General features: G+C 63.1%; 16 protein-coding genes. 10 read left to right on the top strand and 6 right to left on the bottom strand.

Translation table 11 applies throughout. The features are described 5' to 3' along the window. Nucleotides 1-42 precede the first annotated feature (42 nt). Nucleotides 43-981 carry a carbohydrate kinase family protein gene (locus CK221_RS24745; protein ID WP_095779595.1) on the bottom strand — a complete coding sequence of 313 codons (939 nt, stop codon included), beginning with the start codon at nt 979-981 and terminating at the stop codon, nt 43-45. A gap of 280 nt (nt 982-1,261) precedes the next feature. On the opposite strand from CK221_RS24745, the gene recA reads away from it, so the two are divergent. Both recA and alaS read left to right on the top strand, forming a co-directional pair. Then, nucleotides 1,262-2,359 (top strand): recombinase RecA, encoded by a 1,098-nt coding sequence (gene recA / locus CK221_RS24750; RefSeq protein ID WP_059185132.1) that lies wholly within the window; start codon nt 1,262-1,264, stop codon nt 2,357-2,359. Nucleotides 2,360-2,629: 270 nt separating this feature from the next. Then, nucleotides 2,630-5,299 carry an alanine--tRNA ligase gene (alaS, locus tag CK221_RS24755; RefSeq protein WP_095779596.1) on the top strand — a complete coding sequence of 890 codons (2,670 nt, stop codon included), beginning with the start codon at nt 2,630-2,632 and terminating at the stop codon, nt 5,297-5,299. 10 nt (nt 5,300-5,309) lie between these two features. Here alaS and CK221_RS24760 read toward each other — a convergent pair whose 3' ends face one another. Genes CK221_RS24760 through CK221_RS24775 form a run of 4 tightly spaced genes read right to left on the bottom strand, consistent with a single transcriptional unit; the run spans nt 5,310 to nt 8,080 of the window. Further along, nucleotides 5,310-5,891 carry a demethoxyubiquinone hydroxylase family protein gene (locus CK221_RS24760; protein WP_095779597.1) on the bottom strand — a complete coding sequence of 194 codons (582 nt, stop codon included), beginning with the start codon at nt 5,889-5,891 and terminating at the stop codon, nt 5,310-5,312. Further along, the gene (locus CK221_RS24765) at nt 5,884-6,126 is read right to left on the bottom strand and encodes a glutathione S-transferase N-terminal domain-containing protein (protein WP_095779598.1); all 243 of its coding nucleotides are present in this window, start codon (nt 6,124-6,126) and stop codon (nt 5,884-5,886) included. Before CK221_RS24765 ends, CK221_RS24760 begins: the two co-directional genes overlap by 8 nt. A 1-nt stretch (nt 6,127) precedes the next feature. Further along, entirely contained in the window at nt 6,128-6,865 is a 738-nt protein-coding gene (locus CK221_RS24770) for a hypothetical protein (protein WP_095779599.1), read from the bottom strand. 3 nt (nt 6,866-6,868) lie between these two features. Then, entirely contained in the window at nt 6,869-8,080 is a 1,212-nt protein-coding gene (locus tag CK221_RS24775; protein ID WP_066995124.1) for an NADP-dependent isocitrate dehydrogenase, read from the bottom strand. A 204-nt stretch (nt 8,081-8,284) separates the two neighbouring features. Between CK221_RS24775 and CK221_RS24780 the strand changes: the two genes are divergently transcribed. From CK221_RS24780 to CK221_RS24815, 8 genes are all read left to right on the top strand, one after another. Continuing rightward, nucleotides 8,285-9,124 (top strand): RNA methyltransferase, encoded by an 840-nt coding sequence (locus CK221_RS24780; RefSeq protein ID WP_095779600.1) that lies wholly within the window; start codon nt 8,285-8,287, stop codon nt 9,122-9,124. Between the two features lie 79 nt (nt 9,125-9,203). Continuing rightward, nucleotides 9,204-9,818 (top strand): hypothetical protein, encoded by a 615-nt coding sequence (locus CK221_RS30425; RefSeq protein ID WP_179295199.1) that lies wholly within the window; start codon nt 9,204-9,206, stop codon nt 9,816-9,818. A 106-nt stretch (nt 9,819-9,924) separates the two neighbouring features. Next, nucleotides 9,925-10,725: a glutamate racemase gene (gene murI, locus CK221_RS24790; RefSeq protein ID WP_067328310.1), complete on the top strand. Its 801-nt coding sequence runs from the start codon at nt 9,925-9,927 to the stop codon at nt 10,723-10,725. A gap of 58 nt (nt 10,726-10,783) precedes the next feature. Beyond that, the gene (locus CK221_RS24795) at nt 10,784-10,966 is read left to right on the top strand and encodes a DUF3008 family protein (RefSeq protein WP_066995133.1); all 183 of its coding nucleotides are present in this window, start codon (nt 10,784-10,786) and stop codon (nt 10,964-10,966) included. A 406-nt stretch (nt 10,967-11,372) separates the two neighbouring features. After that, nucleotides 11,373-11,990, top strand: a complete 618-nt coding sequence (gene rpsD, locus CK221_RS24800; RefSeq protein ID WP_066995136.1) for a 30S ribosomal protein S4 — start codon at nt 11,373-11,375, stop codon at nt 11,988-11,990. Nucleotides 11,991-12,177: 187 nt separating this feature from the next. Beyond that, nucleotides 12,178-13,074: a tRNA 2-thiocytidine(32) synthetase TtcA gene (ttcA, locus tag CK221_RS24805; RefSeq protein ID WP_095779602.1), complete on the top strand. Its 897-nt coding sequence runs from the start codon at nt 12,178-12,180 to the stop codon at nt 13,072-13,074. After that, nucleotides 13,064-13,891, top strand: coding sequence for an inositol monophosphatase family protein (locus CK221_RS24810; RefSeq protein WP_095779603.1), 828 nt, complete (start codon nt 13,064-13,066; stop codon nt 13,889-13,891). The genes ttcA and CK221_RS24810 overlap by 11 nt, the downstream gene beginning before the upstream one ends. 78 nt (nt 13,892-13,969) lie before the next feature. After that, nucleotides 13,970-14,380 carry a hypothetical protein gene (locus CK221_RS24815; RefSeq protein WP_095779604.1) on the top strand — a complete coding sequence of 137 codons (411 nt, stop codon included), beginning with the start codon at nt 13,970-13,972 and terminating at the stop codon, nt 14,378-14,380. Between the two features lie 21 nt (nt 14,381-14,401). On the opposite strand, the gene CK221_RS24820 is transcribed toward CK221_RS24815, so the two are convergent. Continuing rightward, nucleotides 14,402-15,601, bottom strand: coding sequence for a multidrug effflux MFS transporter (locus tag CK221_RS24820; protein WP_179295200.1), 1,200 nt, complete (start codon nt 15,599-15,601; stop codon nt 14,402-14,404). Nucleotides 15,602-15,754: the final 153 nt, after the last annotated feature.

Genomic DNA, 15,754 nt, shown 5'->3' on the forward strand with positions numbered 1-15,754 from the left:
GTTCTCCACTCCGGAGAAACTCCGGCAAGATAGTTTGTGGCCCTATGCCACCACCCGCGCCTCGTGCACAAGGGCAAGCGCCTGGCCAAAACTGCCGGCGGTGAAAGACGGTACCGCCTCGGCGCTCTCAATGGCGAGCATCGCTGCGGCAACACCTTCGCGCAGTGCCCTCCGCAAAGAGAGCCCGCGCAGCAGCGCGGCAACCGTGGCTCCGGTCAGGGCGTCGCCGGCGCCGGTCACGTCGGCAACTCGTCGCGGGGCGGGCGGGTCGATGGCGAAGACGCCCGATTGGTCGAAGCCGAGCACCGGAGCACTGCCGGCCGTGATCACGCCTGCCGTCAAGCCCAGTCGCCTGAGTTCCCCGACAAGATCGCGGCCGGAGATATCCGCACCAGCCAGCGCCGCCGCCTCTCGGCGGTTCATGAACAGCAGCGAAAGATTGCCGAGCAGCGGCGCTAGCCGCACCACCTTGGCTGGCGAGATGGCGATGGCGAAAACCGGCTTGTCGCCGGCTTGCGCAACCAGGCGCTCGAGGGCCGCCGTCGGCAGGTTCGCGTCGCAGAGGATCGCGTCTGCCTCGGCGATCGCCTCGCGCACCTTAGCGCGGCGGATCTGCTTGGGGAAGGCGAGGTCGTAAAGGCCCATATCGGCAAAGCCGACGATCAGCTCCCCCTCGCTGTCGATCAGCGCAGTGTAGCTCGGCGTCGTGCGGTCGAGGAACACCGCCGAAAGGTCGGCGATGCCGGCCTCGTTGATCGCCGATGCGACCGCCTCACCCGCCGCATCGCCGCCGCGCACCGAAAGCAGCGAGGCCGAGACGCCGCGCTTCACAATGCTGCGCAGCGCGTTGAAGACGCCGCCGCCGACATCCTCGCGCATGATGCCGGGATTGGATGCGGCGGGCACATAAGGGCCCGAGACCTGGCCGCGCCGGTCGATATGGGCGCCGCCCAGCGCCAGGATGTTTGGGGATGTCGGCATGCCGCGGAGGTGACCTCGTTGATTGTTTGCGTGCGCACACTAGGTTTCCGCGCATCGCCCCGCAATCGGGTCGCGATTCGGGCCGCCCGGATAACGAGATCTCGCTTGGATCAGCAGCACTGGTTCACGCCATCTCTAGTGAGACAAAAATAGAACAAATCCAGATATTGTTTGTTTTCCAGTCATTTGCTGCCTCTTGCCAGATGAGAACAAAAAAGGTACAAACTGGCAGGGATCACGGATTGTCCGGCCTTCATTGACGACCAAGGGGTGATGTATCATGGCTCAGAATAGTTTGCGGCTTGTAGAGGATAAGGCAGTGGACAAATCAAAGGCTCTGGATGCGGCGCTGTCGCAAATCGAGCGCGCTTTCGGCAAGGGCTCGATCATGCGGCTCGGCGCCAATGAGCAGGTGGTCGAGATCGAAACCGTGCCGACGGGATCGCTCGGGCTGGACATCGCGCTCGGCGTTGGCGGGCTGCCGCGCGGCCGCATCATCGAAATCTACGGGCCGGAAAGCTCGGGCAAGACGACGCTGGCGCTGCACACGGTTGCGGAAGCCCAGAAGAAGGGCGGTATCTGCGCCTTCGTCGATGCCGAGCACGCGCTCGATCCGGTCTATGCCCGCAAGCTCGGCGTAGACCTCGAAAACCTCCTGATCTCGCAGCCCGACACGGGTGAGCAGGCGCTGGAGATCTGCGACACGCTGGTGCGCTCCGGCGCCATCGACGTTCTGGTGGTCGATTCGGTGGCGGCACTGACGCCGCGCGCCGAAATCGAGGGCGAGATGGGCGATGCGCTGCCCGGCCTGCAGGCCCGCCTGATGAGCCAGGCGCTGCGCAAGCTGACCGCATCGATCTCGCGCTCCAACACCATGGTCATCTTCATCAACCAGATCCGTATGAAGATCGGCGTCATGTTCGGCTCGCCGGAAACCACGACCGGCGGCAACGCGCTGAAATTCTACGCCTCGGTGCGCCTCGACATCCGCCGCATCGGCTCGGTCAAGGATCGCGACGAAGTGGTCGGCAACCAGACCCGCGTCAAGGTGGTGAAGAACAAGCTGGCTCCGCCCTTCAAAGTGGTCGAGTTCGACATCATGTATGGCGAGGGCGTGTCGAAGACCGGCGAGCTCGTCGATCTCGGGGTCAAGGCCGGCGTGGTCGAGAAGTCGGGCGCCTGGTTTTCCTACAATTCGCAGCGACTCGGCCAGGGCCGCGAGAACGCCAAGCTTTTCCTGCGCGACAATCCGGACACGGCGCGCGAGATCGAGCTGGCGCTGAGGCAGAATGCCGGGCTGATCGCGGAAAAATTCCTCGAGAACGGCGGCTCCGAAGGCGGTGACGACGGCTTCGAGGACGAGGCTGGAGCGATGTAGGCAACTGCCGGAGTTCGGCCATAATCTGGATCCATTATCTAAAGCTGATGTAATCGAGTTCCCCAGTACTGCGTTCGAACCGCCGGCCTTGTGCCGGCGGTTTGCGTTTGGGGGGCGAGGACACAGGCCGCCCAGCCAGGAGGACTGGGCCTGGTTCCGTGTTTCTGGACAGGGTCAAGAGCTACGGCTAAAAGGCCAATCTATCTTCTGACACACGAAAGCCCATTTGCCGCCGGCCTGGCCGGCGGTTTTCGCGAAAAGGCAGTATCTATGAGTGGCGTGAACGAGATCCGGTCGACATTCCTCGACTATTTCCGCAAGGAGGGTCATGAGATCGTCGCCTCCAGCCCGCTGGTGCCGCGCAACGATCCGACGCTGATGTTCACCAACGCCGGCATGGTGCAATTCAAGAACGTGTTCACCGGCCTGGAGAAGCGGTCCAATTCGCGCGCCGCGACCGCGCAGAAGAGCGTGCGCGCCGGCGGCAAGCACAACGATCTCGACAATGTCGGCTACACCGCGCGCCATCTCACCTTCTTCGAGATGCTCGGCAATTTCTCGTTCGGCGATTATTTCAAGGAGCGCGCGATCGAGCTTGCCTGGAACCTGATCACCAAGGAATTCGGCCTGCCGAAGGACAAGCTTCTGGTCACCGTCTATCACACCGATGACGAGGCGGCCGGCTACTGGAAGAAGATCGCCGGCTTCTCAGACGATCGCATCATCCGCATTCCGACCTCTGACAATTTCTGGGCGATGGGCGACACCGGTCCCTGCGGTCCGTGCTCGGAGATATTCATCGATCGCGGCGAGCATATCTGGGGCGGTCCGCCCGGCAGCCCGGAGGAGGACGGCGACCGGTTCCTCGAATTCTGGAACCTGGTGTTCATGCAATATGAGCAGGTGACGAAAGACGAGCGCATCGACCTGCCGCGCCCGTCGATCGATACCGGCATGGGCCTGGAGCGCATGGCTTCGATCCTTCAGGGAGTGGAGAGCGTCTTTGAGACCGACCTGTTCCGGCATTTGATCGATGCGGCATGCTCGGCGCTCGGGCACGGTCACAACCAGGAGAACGCAGCATCCTTCCGCGTGATCGCGGATCATTTGCGCTCGTCATCCTTCTTGGTGGCCGACGGCGTGCTGCCCTCCAATGAAGGCCGCGGCTATGTGCTGCGTCGCATCATGCGTCGCGCCATGCGCCACGCCCAACTGCTCGGCGCCAAGGAGCCGCTGATGTGGAAGCTGGTGCCGGCGCTGGTGCGCGAGATGGGCCAGGCCTATCCGGAACTGGTGCGTGGCGAAGCGCTGATCACCGAGACGCTGAAGCTCGAGGAGACGCGCTTCCGCAAGACGCTGGTCCGCGGTCTCGGCCTGCTTTCGGAGGCGACGGAACAGCTGCACGCCGGCGCCATGCTGGATGGCGAGACGGCTTTCAAACTCTACGACACTTATGGCTTCCCGCTCGACCTGACGCAGGATGCGCTGCGCCAACGCGACATCTCGGTCGATCTTGCCGGCTTCACCGCTGCGATGGAGCGGCAGAAGGCGGAAGCGCGCGCGCATTGGGCGGGGTCGGGCGAAGCGGCGACCGAGACAGTCTGGTTCCCGGTGCGCGAGCAGACCGGCGCCACCGATTTCCTCGGTTACGAGACGGAAGAGGCGGAAGGCCTGATCCAGGCCTTGGTCAAGGATGGCAAGATCGTCGACAGCGCCGGGCAGGGCGACGCGGTTGCCGTCGTCGTCAACCAGACGCCGTTCTATGGCGAATCCGGTGGCCAGATGGGCGATACCGGCATGATGTCCGGCGACGGCTTCTCGATCGAGGTCACCGACACGCAAAAGAAGGCCGACGGGCTCTTCGTGCATTTGGGCAAGGTGACGCGCGGTACGATCAAGACCGGCGCTGCCGTGGAGCTAAAGGTCGATCACGCGCGCCGTTCGAAGCTGCGCGCCAATCACTCCGCGACGCATCTCATCCACGAGGCGCTGCGTGAGGTGCTGGGCACCCATGTCGCGCAGAAGGGTTCGCTGGTCGCGCCTGATCGCCTCCGCTTCGACATCTCGCACAACAAGCCGATCTCGGCCGAGGAGATCGAGGATGTCGAGCGCATGGCCAACGAGATCGTTGTGCAGAACAGTCCGGTGACGACGCGGCTGATGTCGGTGGACGATGCTATTGCCGAGGGCGCGATGGCGCTGTTCGGCGAGAAATACGGCGACGAGGTGCGCGTCGTTTCGATGGGCACCGGCCTGCACGGCGCCAAGGCCAACCGTCCCTATTCGGTCGAGCTCTGCGGCGGCACGCATGTCAGGTCGACCGGCGATATCGGCCTTGTGCGCATCCTGTCGGACAGCGCGGTCGCCGCCGGCGTGCGCCGCATCGAGGCGCTGACCGGCGAGGCGGCGCGCAGGCATCTCGACGAGCAGGACAAGCGCCTGAAGGCAGCCGCGGCGACCTTGAGGATCTCGCCGGCCGACGTTCCGGCGCGTGTCGAGACTTTGCTCGAGGAGCGCAAGAAACTCGAGAAAGAGCTCACCGAGGCGCGCAAGAAACTGGCCCTTGGCGGCGGCGCGGCCGTTGCCGATGCTCCGGCCACCAACGAGACGGTTGCGGGTGTCGGCTTCCTCGGCAAAGCGGTCAGCGGTGTCGCGCCGAAGGACCTGAAGCCGCTTGCGGATGCCGGTAAGAAGACGCTGGGCTCCGGCGTGGTCGTCTTTATCGGCGCCGGCGAGGACAACAAGGCGAGCGTGGTGGTCGGCGTCACCGACGACTTGACCGGCCGCTTCAGCGCTGTCGATCTCGTCCGTGTTGCGTCCGCCGCGCTTGGCGGGCAGGGCGGCGGCGGGCGCCCTGACATGGCGCAAGCCGGCGGCCCCGACGCCTCCAAGGCGGACGACGCCATCGCGGCGGTAAAGGCGGCGCTCGAAGCCGCTTAGTGTTCCTGTGTCAGGAAGGCTTTGCCGCTTTCAGGGCGCGCGCCATTCTGACAGAGTCGCCCCAGGTGGACAGCCAGATGAGGCAATCCGTGGCGACGGCGATCGCCGCGCGCAGGAGGAGAAGCAGCGGGCCTGGTGCCAGCAGATGCTCCTCGGCGTGACGCAGATGGGCCAGCTCTTCCTCGCGGATCGACAGGATGATGGCGTGCAGTCCGGGATCGCGCCCGGCTAGATAGTAGAGCTGGTCGTCAAGATGGCGGTGCACGGTCGCTTCGACAGCGGCGGTGCATGCCCATATGCCTTGTGGGCCGAGCAGGGCAGTGAGAAAGCCCAACAACCAACCACCCCAGCTCCAGAATTGCATGACGCGACATGGACGCGAGTTTCGCACCGGCATGGCGGCACGGAAGGCGGCGCAATGCTGGCGCTCGTGTCCAAGCATCTCCGACAAAGACGGCACGCAATCGCGCCAGAAGTGCCGGGCGACAAAGATTTGCGCTGAATAGATCCTGATCGCTCCAAATTCGCCTGCGTGGTTGACCCGGACTATCCTGGCTATGGTCAGCGCTTCGCGACCGGAAAGCTCATGCATTGGAGAAGCTTGCCCGCCTGACGATGCGATCCCACCAGTCCTGCATGTCTGGAAAGCGGGCAAGCAGCTTTCGCCCTTCGGCGACTTTGAGGAAATAGCCGATAATCGACGCCCCTTCGGCCGCGAAGATGTCGAGAGGGATGAGCTCGTAGTCGACGCCCTTTTCCTCCAGCGCCATTCGCGCGATGCGGACATAGACGCTGTAGTGGGCGCCGTAGAGAAGAGGCTTTGCCACTTCATTCCTCTTTGGCTTGGCTGTCCCGTATCCAGACGCGCAGCGTGCCGGTGGTCTGAAAGCCGCAGGTCAGTGCGTCATCCAGCCCGCCGCCGCGTTCATACCCGACTAGCGCGCGACTTTCAGCAAACGTATTGGCTGCGGCTCGCACAGCGTCTCGATAGGTCGGATTGCCATCCGTGGCAAAGACATTTGACAACCCGATCACGAGCTCGGATCTATTGGCTATGCAGCCGGCGGTGAAGCCGTCGGCCGTCCGTCGGCCAAGGATGGCGATGGCGGGGTCGGCCAGAACTGCAGTCGGAAAGAGACGGCCGCTGGAGCGACCTGCGCCACCCGTCCAGGCAAGTTCCCACATCTCCAAGCTGGCTGCGTCCCGAACGCGTTCCCAACCGGAGGGGGTCGTCGTTGGACGACTTAGGTCCATCCAGATCCAGCTTGCTTCGAAGAGTTGGCTGAACCCGAGCGGTCGGAGATCCAGACGGCAGAACCCATCCTTGACCGAAAAGCTGGCGGCAAGAACAGATCTCAGTCTGGTTATTTCTGCAAGTTGGATCGGTACGTCATCGGCATCCAACGTGGCGGCATTGGGGTAGTAAAGAGGTGCTTGCTCGTCGCTGGACCAGACGGAGCAGCTCCTCCGGTCGCTTAGCCCGTGCACCTTGAAAATAGCCTGGCAGAGGTCGGCATTGTTGCCAGCGCAAAGGCGGACCCTTTCGCTGGCAACAAGGCTCGGCACTTCTTACCCCATCGCCTTCTGCAGGTTCTCGTCGATCTTGTCGAGAAAGCCGGTGGTCGACAGCCAGGGCTGGTCGGGGCCGATCAGCAGCGACAGGTCCTTGGTCATGAAGCCGCCCTCGACGGTCTGGATGCAGACCTTTTCCAGCGTCTCGGCAAAGCGCTTGAGCTCGGCATTGCCGTCGAGCTTGGCGCGGTGGGCCAAGCCACGCGTCCAGGCGAAGATCGAGGCGATCGAGTTGGTCGAGGTTTCCTCGCCCTTCTGATGCTGGCGGTAGTGGCGGGTGACGGTGCCGTGGGCGGCTTCCGCTTCCACGGTCTTGCCGTCCGGCGTCATCAGCACCGAGGTCATCAGGCCGAGCGAGCCGAAGCCTTGCGCCACCGTGTCGGATTGCACGTCGCCGTCATAATTCTTGCAGGCCCAGACATAGCCGCCCGACCATTTCAGGCTGGAAGCGACCATGTCGTCGATCAGGCGGTGCTCGTACCAGAGTTTTCTCGCCTTGAACTCGGCCTCGAATTCCTTCTCGTAGACTTCCTGGAAGATGTCCTTGAAGCGGCCGTCATAGGCTTTGAGAATGGTATTCTTGGTCGAGAGATAGACCGGGAAGTTGCGCAGCAGGCCATAGTTCAGCGAGGCGCGAGCGAATTCGCGGATCGACTCGTCGAGATTGTACATGGCCATGGCGACGCCGGCGCCGGGCGCGTCGAAGACGTCATGCTCGATCACCTTGCCGTCTTCGCCGACGAACTTGATCGTCAGCTTGCCCTTGCCCGGGAAGCGGAAGTCGGTGGCGCGGTATTGGTCGCCGAACGCGTGACGGCCGACGACGATCGGCTTGGTCCAGCCGGGCACCAGGCGCGGCACGTTCTTCATGATGATCGGCTCGCGAAAAATGGTGCCGCCGAGGATGTTGCGGATGGTGCCGTTGGGCGACTTCCACATTTTCTTCAGCTTGAATTCCTCGACGCGCTGCTCGTCGGGCGTGATCGTCGCGCATTTCACGCCGACGCCGTATTTCTTGATTGCGTTGGCCGAGTCGACGGTCACCTGGTCATTGGTGGCGTCCCGGTTCTCGATCCCTAGATCGAAATAGTCCAGCTTGATGTCGAGATAGGGGTGGATCAGCTTGTCCTTGATGAACTGCCAGATGATGCGGGTCATCTCGTCGCCGTCGAGCTCGACGACCGGGTTCGCCACCTTGATCTTCGCCATGGAAAAAATGCCTCGTTGCTGGGGATCTGAACGGCCTTGCCCGTGGCTTCGGCCGGGGTTGGGCAGCGTATATCAAAGCCTTTTTGAGCGCGCAAACCGCGATCAGCCGATCGCAGACCGGTGTCGCGCTTGTGAATGCTTCATTTTCAGGCCCGGATGTGGCAGGGGACGCCGAAACGCCGCAAACCCCATGTACGGAGAGCCATGCCAGCCGCAAACGACACCGCCAAGACCGCCGGACCGGCGATCATCCTTGTCGAGCCGCAGCTCGGCGAGAATATCGGCATGGTCGCGCGCGCCATGGCGAATTTCGGCCTTTCGGAGCTGCGCCTGGTCAATCCGCGCGACGGCTGGCCGAGCGAGAAGGCGCGCGCCGCCGCCAGCCGCGCCGACCACGTCATCGATGCGACAACGGTGTTCGACGACCTTGCCTCGGCAGTGGCCGACCTCAACTTCGTCTTCGCCACCACCGCCCGCGAGCGTGACGGCTTCAAGCCGGTGCGCGGTCCGGTGGATGCGGGCAGGGCGCTCCGGGCCCGCGAGCAGGCGGGGCTGAGCACCGGAATTCTGTTCGGCCGTGAACGTTTTGGCCTCTACAATGAAGAGGTTGGTCTGGCTGACGAGATCGTCACCTTTCCCGTCGATCCTGGCTTCTCATCGCTCAACATCGCGCAGGCCGTGCTTTTGATGTCCTATGAATGGATGAAATCCGGCCTTGCCGAAGAGACCGCGACCAACTTCGCCGGACCGGAGCTCGTTCCGGCGACCAAGGAACAGCTGCACAGCCTGTTCACCTATCTCGAAGGCGCTCTCGAGGCGCGCGGCTATTTCCGCCCGGAAGAGAAGAGGCCTAAGATGGTCGACAATCTGCGCGCCGTGCTGACGCGGGCGGGATTCGCTGAGCCCGAGTTGAAGGTGCTGCGCGGCATCATCTCGTCGCTCCACAGGTTTTCGCCGGCAATGCCGCGCGGCGACGGCTCACCGGGGGATGATCCGAGGCGGGCGCCGGCTACGTGCAGGCGAACAACGGACAAAGAAAGTTAAAATCCGTAAGCTCCGAACCTTCAAGGTAACCGAATATTATGCGGTTTGGTTCATCGTTCTCGAAACGATGGGGCAGCAGATGTTTACGTCCAATATTGGCCGTCTGCATTTCTTCTTCTATTCGCTAGGTCTGTTCATAGCGGAAGCGGTAACGATCGTGCTCTGCATTGCCGCAACGACCGGCTTCGCGGGATTGATCAATTCGATGCCGGGTCCGTCGCGGCAAAGCCTGGCCGGCGCCGCGCTTGTTGTGTCGCTCGTCTTCGTCGCGCTGCGCGGCAACATCGCATGGCGCCGCAGCCGCGATGCCGATGGTTCAGGCTGGATCCTCTGGTCCTATATCGCCTTTTCCGGCATCTATGGATTGCTGCAGGCCGGAACGCTTCTGGTCATCGATTTCGGCAATCCTGAGAGCGCGCCCGGTGGCCTGAACCTGCTCGGCCTTGCCATATTCGGCCTCTGGTGCACGATCCTGTGGGCAAAGCCTGTGGCCGGCAGCAACATCGATGAGCTGACCGAGGTTTTCGACTTTGAAGGCTCGTTGCCGGCGGAGGCGCGCCCCGCGAGGGCGACAGCGAGCGTCGCTCCAGCTGCGCCACGGACTGCTGCGCAACCCGCGCGTCCGGCGCCGGCGCCGGCGCCGCAGCCGTTTGGCCGGGCGCGACCCGCCGGCTTCGGCAAGCGGGGGCTCTGAGTTGCGCAAAAGCTGCTGGCATCTGCCACTTCAAGACCATGATCGTTCAGGATAGAAGCGCGGTTGGCCAAATCTCGGGTCAGCTTCTTCCTGTAGTCGGATGACAATGAACGATCGATCAAACCAGCGTCCGATCCTGATGTTCGATTCCGGTGTCGGCGGACTGACGGTGCTGCGCGAGGCGCGCGTCCTGATGCCGGATCGGCGCTTCGTCTATGTCGCCGACGACGCGGCTTTTCCTTACGGCGCATGGGAAGAGCCGGCGCTCAAGGAGCACATACTCGCCCTGTTCGGCAAATTGCTCGACCGTCTGCAGCCGGCGATCTCAGTGATCGCCTGCAACACCGCCTCGACCCTGGTGATCGATGCGCTGCGCGAAAAATTTCCCGGTCATCTTTTTGTCGGAACGGTGCCCGCGATCAAGCCGGCGGCCGAGCGCACGCGGTCCGGCCTGGTTTCGGTGCTGGCGACCCCGGGCACGGTGAAGCGCCAGTACACGCGTGACCTGATCAGCAAATGGGCGCAGAAATGCCATGTCCGGCTCGTCGGCAGCGACAGGCTTGCCGCATTGGCCGAGATCTATATGCGCGAAGGTTTTGTCGACGAGGAAGCCGTGCGCGCCGAGATCGCGCCCTGCTTCATCGAGCACGACGGGCAGCGCACCGACATCGTCGTGCTCGCCTGCACCCATTATCCGTTCCTGGCCAACCGCATGCGCAAGACCGCTCCCTGGCCGGTCGACTGGATCGATCCGGCGGAAGCCATTGCCCGGCGCGCCATGTCGCTGCTGCAGCCTATCGGCGAACCGTCGGGCGAGACCGAGCCCGATATCGCCCTCTTCACCTCTGGTAAGGTGGATTTCGCCACGCGCAGGCTCATCCAGGGCTTTGGGCTGACCTCGCGCTAGCTGGAACTGCGATAGCGCCGCAGCGTTTCTCTTCCACCACCGCACAGGGAGAAATCGCATGCCAGCCAAATCGCAAGCCCAACAGAAGGCAGCCGGCGCAGCCCTTTCGGCCAAGCGCGGCGAGACCAAGAAAACCGAGCTTAAGGGTGCTTCGCGCGAGATGTACGAGTCCATGAGCGAGAAGCAACTCGAGGAGTTCGCCGAGACCAAACGCAAGGGACTGCCTAGCAAGAAGTCCTGACTTTGTGGCTGCCTGGCTCTCAAGTTGGTGCCTGGATAGAAACCCGCGGCATGCCACGACGTGGCGGATCTCGGCCATGCCAATGCCTGCCATCGCCGGCTCCGGCGTCATGACGGCAGAATGGTTGAGCCGGTGCGTCGCCGACACGAGCTTGACACCGGTTAAATCTCTGTTTAACAGGGCCACCAACACCGGGCGGCGACGTCCGGTGGTTTCTTTTGCATGGGCAAGACCTCACCGGAAGCCACTCTGTCGGCGGTCTTGTTCGAACTGACGTGTCCCGTGGGTTTTCCGTCGCGTTGCGTGGGAAACCCTGTCAGGCCTCGAAAACGGAGGCCAGAGGAGGGCGCGTTTCCTTCACCCGGAGCCAAGGGGTTCCGGGTATATCGTTTTGAAAGGGAATGCGATGAGCAAGCGCGAATCCGCGAAATACAAGATCGACCGCCGTCTCGGCGAAAATATCTGGGGCCGTCCGAAGTCCCCGGTCAACAAGCGCGAATACGGTCCCGGCCAGCATGGCCAGCGCCGCAAGGGCAAGCTTTCCGACTTCGGCCTGCAGTTGCGCGCCAAGCAGAAGCTCAAGGGCCACTATGGCGATGTTTCGGAAAAGCAGTTCCGTAAGGTCTATGAGGAGGCCAACCGCCGCAAGGGCGACACCTCCGAGAACCTGATCGGCCTGCTCGAGTCGCGTCTCGACGCGATCGTCTATCGCGCCAAGTTCGTGCCGACCATCTTCGCGGCCCGCCAGTTCGTCAACCACGGCCACGTCAACGTCAACGGCAAGCGCACCAATATCGGTTCGTACCGCTGCAAGCCGGGCGACGTCATCGAGGTGCGCGAGAAGTCGAAGCAGCTCGTCATCGTGCTGGAATCGGTAGGCTTGGCCGAGCGTGACGTGCCGGACTATATCGAGGCCGACCACAACAAGATGACCGCGACCTACAACCGCGTTCCCGGCCTGGCGGATGTTCCGTTCGCCGTCCAGATGGAACCGAACCTGGTCGTCGAATTCTATTCGCGCTGATCCGACCAATCGGCGACACCCATCCAAGGCCGCCCTCGAGGCGGCCTTTTCTTTGTTTGTCGCGTCGGCCACGGCGGCAATTCCACCCTGGTCATTTTTTTAGCCGCAATTCCGCGACGGCTAGTGATTCCACTTGGCTGCAAAATGCTCTAAGCGAAGCGGCAACAGAACCGTGGGCACCTGCGCCATGAATATGCTGCCAAAGGTCAAATCGCTTGAGCCGATCGCCGACGAGCCGGAAGGCGGATTCCATCCGCTGTTCCGCGACGTGCCATCCTCGGTCGAGTTCAACAAGCTGCGCAAGCGGCTGCTGCGGCTCACGCGCCAGGCGATCGAAGACTTCGCCATGGTCAAGCCCGGCGAGCGCTGGCTGGTGGCGCTCTCCGGCGGCAAGGATTCTTATGGCCTGCTTGCCTTGCTGCTCGATCTCAAATGGCGCGGGCTGCTGCCGGTCGATCTGCTTGCCTGCAATCTCGACCAAGGTCAGCCGAATTTCCCGAAGCACATCCTGCCGGACTACCTCGGCGCCAACGGCATTGCGCATCGCATCGAGTACCAGGACACCTATTCGGTGGTCACCGACAAGCTGCCCGAGGGCAGCACCTATTGCTCGCTCTGCTCGCGGCTGAGGCGCGGCCACCTCTATCGCATCGCGCGCGAGGAGGGTTGCACCGCGCTTGTGCTCGGCCACCACCGGGAGGACATCCTCGAAACCTTTTTCATGAACCTCTTCCATGGCGGGCGTCTCGCCGCCATGCCGCCGAAGCTTCTCAATGACGAGGGCGACGTCATGGTTCTGCGCCCGCTCGCCTATTGCGCCGAGGCAGATCTCGAGAAATTCGCCAATGCACTGAAGTTCCCAATCATCCCGTGCGATCTCTGCGGCAGCCAGGAAGGGCTGCAGCGCAACGCCATGAAGGCGATGCTCGACGATATCGAGAAGCACATGCCTGGCCGCAAGGACACGATGATCCGCGCGATGACCAATGTGCGACCCTCGCATCTGCTCGACCGAAAACTGTTCGACTTCGCCGCGCTCGATGCGCGCCTTACCATGGGAAAAGACATTTCCGATGACGTTTGACATGCAAGCGATCGACTGGCTGGCCGAGCTTCTAGCTGACGCAGCCAGGGCCGAAATCATGCCGCGCTTTCGCCGGTTGGGCGAGGGCGATATTCGCCAGAAGACGTCCGCCGCCGATCTGGTTACGGAGGCGGACGTCAACGCCGAAAGGCTGATCACTGCCAGGCTGCGCGAGCGTTACCCTACAGCGATGATCGTCGGCGAGGAGACCTGCTCCGACAATCCGGCCTTGCTCAAAGGGCTCGGCGATGCCGCGCTGGCCTTCGTCATCGATCCGGTCGACGGCACCTTCAACTTCGCCTCCGGCGTGCCGCTGTTCGGCGTCATGCTCGGCGTCGTGGTCAACGGCGAGACGGTTGCCGGCATCATCCACGACCCGATCGGGAAGGACTGGCTGATCGGCGCCAGGGGGGCGGGCAGCCATATCCGCCACGCACGTGGCGCGCTGGAGAGGGTGCGGGTCGCCGAGCCGGTGCCGATCTCCGAGATGACCGGCGCGATCTCGTGGCAGTATCTGAAGGAACCGGAGCGCTCGCGGCTCGCTCGCAACCACACAAAGGCACTGTCGCAGTTCGGCTATCGTTGCGCCGCGCACGAATACCGGCTGCTGGCGAGCGGCCATGCGCATTTCGTCGTCTACAACAAGCTGATGCCGTGGGACCATCTGGCCGGCGTGCTGATCCATCAGGAAGCCGGTGGTTATGCGGCGCGGATCGACGGCGATGCCTATCTGCCGTCGCATGTCGACGGCGGGTTGTTGGTTGCGCCAGACAAGGATAGCTGGAACGAACTGCGGCGCGAGCTCTGGGCGGAATAGGATCGATTGCGCCAGCGAGGGCCAGCCGGTCGGCTGGAAGATGTCGACCTACAACCTCACGCAAATCCGGAGATGTAAATGAGCACCCGGTCCGCGATGGTCGCTCTGGCTCTCGCCATCGCCGTGACGATCACGGGTGCTGACGAAGCAGCGGCACGGGAGCGCGCCTGCGGCAGTCGCGATCCCGTAAACTCCATAGCGGAAATGTCGGCTGCCATTTACGCCTGCTGGCGGCCGCCTCGCGGAACTGCCGGTCTGTCCTTGACCCTTCGGTTCTCGCTCCGCCGAGACGGAACGCTCATTGGCAAGCCGCGCGCGACCTTCTCCGCACTCGGATCGAACGACGCATTGAACAGAGCCTTCGTTGCCTCGATCCTCGAGGCTCTCGATAAGGCCCTGCCGTTACCCTTTACCGAGAGCATGGGCGAGGCGATCGCAGGGCGCATACTTTCGCCTCGCTTCACGGCTGCGCTTGAACGAAAATCCTGACCGCCTGCCGTGGGCGAGGTCTCACACCGGCGGATTGTGGGGCTGGAACAGCCTTCCGCGCTCCGCGATCAGGATCATCAGCAGGGCAGCGAGGGAAACGCTGCAGAAGCCGGCGGCCAATGGCGTGACCGTGCCGTTATAGGCCTGGCCTATCAGCGTGCCGAGCAGGCCGCCAAGAAAGGTCTGCATGAAGCCGAGGATGGAGGACGCCGTGCCGGCAAGCTCGCCGAGCGGCTCCATCGCAAGCGCGTTGAAATTCGCGCCGAGACAGCCGAACGGAACCATCGCGCCGGCAAAGAAGGCGATGAACAGCCAGAGCGGCATCTCGATCTCCAGCGAGACGACGAGCCAGACAAGGCTGATGGCGAGGAAGAGCAGCAGCGCGCTCTGCGACAGGCGGCGCATGCCGACCTTGCCGACGAGCCGCGCGTTGAGGAAGTTCGAGAAGGCGAGCACGCCCGCGACGCCGGCGAAGATCAGCGGAAACAGCTCGCCGACATGGAAGACTTCGAGATAGATCTGCTGCGCGGAATTGATGAAGCCGAACATGGCGCCGAAGATGAAGGTGCTGGCAAAGGCATAGCAAAGCGCGATGCGGTTGGTGAGCACGATGCGGAAGCCGCCGACGACGGCGTTGACGGTTAAGGGCCGCCGGTATTCCGGACGCAGCGTCTCCGGCAAGCGCAACAGCGACCATGCCGACACGATGAGCGCGCCGACGGCCATGGTGACGAAGATCCAGTGCCAAGTGGCGAAGAGCATGATGAACTGGCCGATGCCGGGCGCGACGACCGGTATCGCCATGAACACCATGAAGATCAGCGACATGACCTCGGCCATGCGGCGGCCCTCGAAGGTGTCGCGCACGATGGAGACGGCGATGACGCGGGTGGCCGCCGCGCCGATGCCTTGCACGACACGGCAGGCGAGAAGGGTGGCAAAGGTCGGAGCAACAGCAGCGGCGGCTACCGCCGCCACGTAGATGATCAGGCCGGCGACCAGCGGCGCACGGCGGCCGAAACGATCGGAAACCGGACCGAAGAAGAGCTGACCGGTGCCGAAGCCAAGGATGTAGGCTGTGATCACATACTGGCGGTGGTTTTCATTCTCGACGCCGAGCGAGGCGCCGATCTGCTGCAGTGCCGGCAGCATGATGTCGATGGCGAGCGAATTGAGCGCCATCAGCGCCGCGCAGAGCGCAATGAATTCCCAGCGCGGAATGGGCAAGCTTTTTGCCGACTGCTGCGCTAGTGCCTGATTGTCCACGGCAAAATCCGATCAATCAAACGAACATGCGCCGGTCGACCGGCGCATCAATTCGTCTCGTTCTCGAGTTCGAAACCCAAAGTGCCGGGGTGGGGCGGCCCCGGATGT

It is taken from the genome of Mesorhizobium sp. WSM3868 (genome assembly GCF_002294785.1).
Classification (GTDB): Bacteria; Pseudomonadota; Alphaproteobacteria; order Rhizobiales; family Rhizobiaceae; genus Mesorhizobium.

Bases quoted from the DNA above. Each gene is read 5' to 3' on its own strand.
- CK221_RS30425 (WP_179295199.1), top strand. From the start codon at position 9,204: ATGTTTACGTCCAATATTGGCCGTCTGCATTTCTTCTTCTATTCGCTA.
- CK221_RS24780 (WP_095779600.1), top strand. From the start codon at position 8,285: ATGCCAGCCGCAAACGACACCGCCAAGACCGCCGGACCGGCGATCATC.
- CK221_RS24775 (WP_066995124.1), bottom strand. From the start codon at position 8,080: ATGGCGAAGATCAAGGTGGCGAACCCGGTCGTCGAGCTCGACGGCGAC.
- murI (WP_067328310.1), top strand. From the start codon at position 9,925: ATGAACGATCGATCAAACCAGCGTCCGATCCTGATGTTCGATTCCGGT.
- CK221_RS24810 (WP_095779603.1), top strand. From the start codon at position 13,064: ATGACGTTTGACATGCAAGCGATCGACTGGCTGGCCGAGCTTCTAGCT.
- alaS (WP_095779596.1), top strand. From the start codon at position 2,630: ATGAGTGGCGTGAACGAGATCCGGTCGACATTCCTCGACTATTTCCGC.
- recA (WP_059185132.1), top strand. From the start codon at position 1,262: ATGGCTCAGAATAGTTTGCGGCTTGTAGAGGATAAGGCAGTGGACAAA.
- CK221_RS24745 (WP_095779595.1), bottom strand. From the start codon at position 981: ATGCCGACATCCCCAAACATCCTGGCGCTGGGCGGCGCCCATATCGAC.
- ttcA (WP_095779602.1), top strand. From the start codon at position 12,178: ATGAATATGCTGCCAAAGGTCAAATCGCTTGAGCCGATCGCCGACGAG.
- CK221_RS24760 (WP_095779597.1), bottom strand. From the start codon at position 5,891: ATGCATGAGCTTTCCGGTCGCGAAGCGCTGACCATAGCCAGGATAGTC.
- CK221_RS24815 (WP_095779604.1), top strand. From the start codon at position 13,970: ATGAGCACCCGGTCCGCGATGGTCGCTCTGGCTCTCGCCATCGCCGTG.
- CK221_RS24795 (WP_066995133.1), top strand. From the start codon at position 10,784: ATGCCAGCCAAATCGCAAGCCCAACAGAAGGCAGCCGGCGCAGCCCTT.
- rpsD (WP_066995136.1), top strand. From the start codon at position 11,373: ATGAGCAAGCGCGAATCCGCGAAATACAAGATCGACCGCCGTCTCGGC.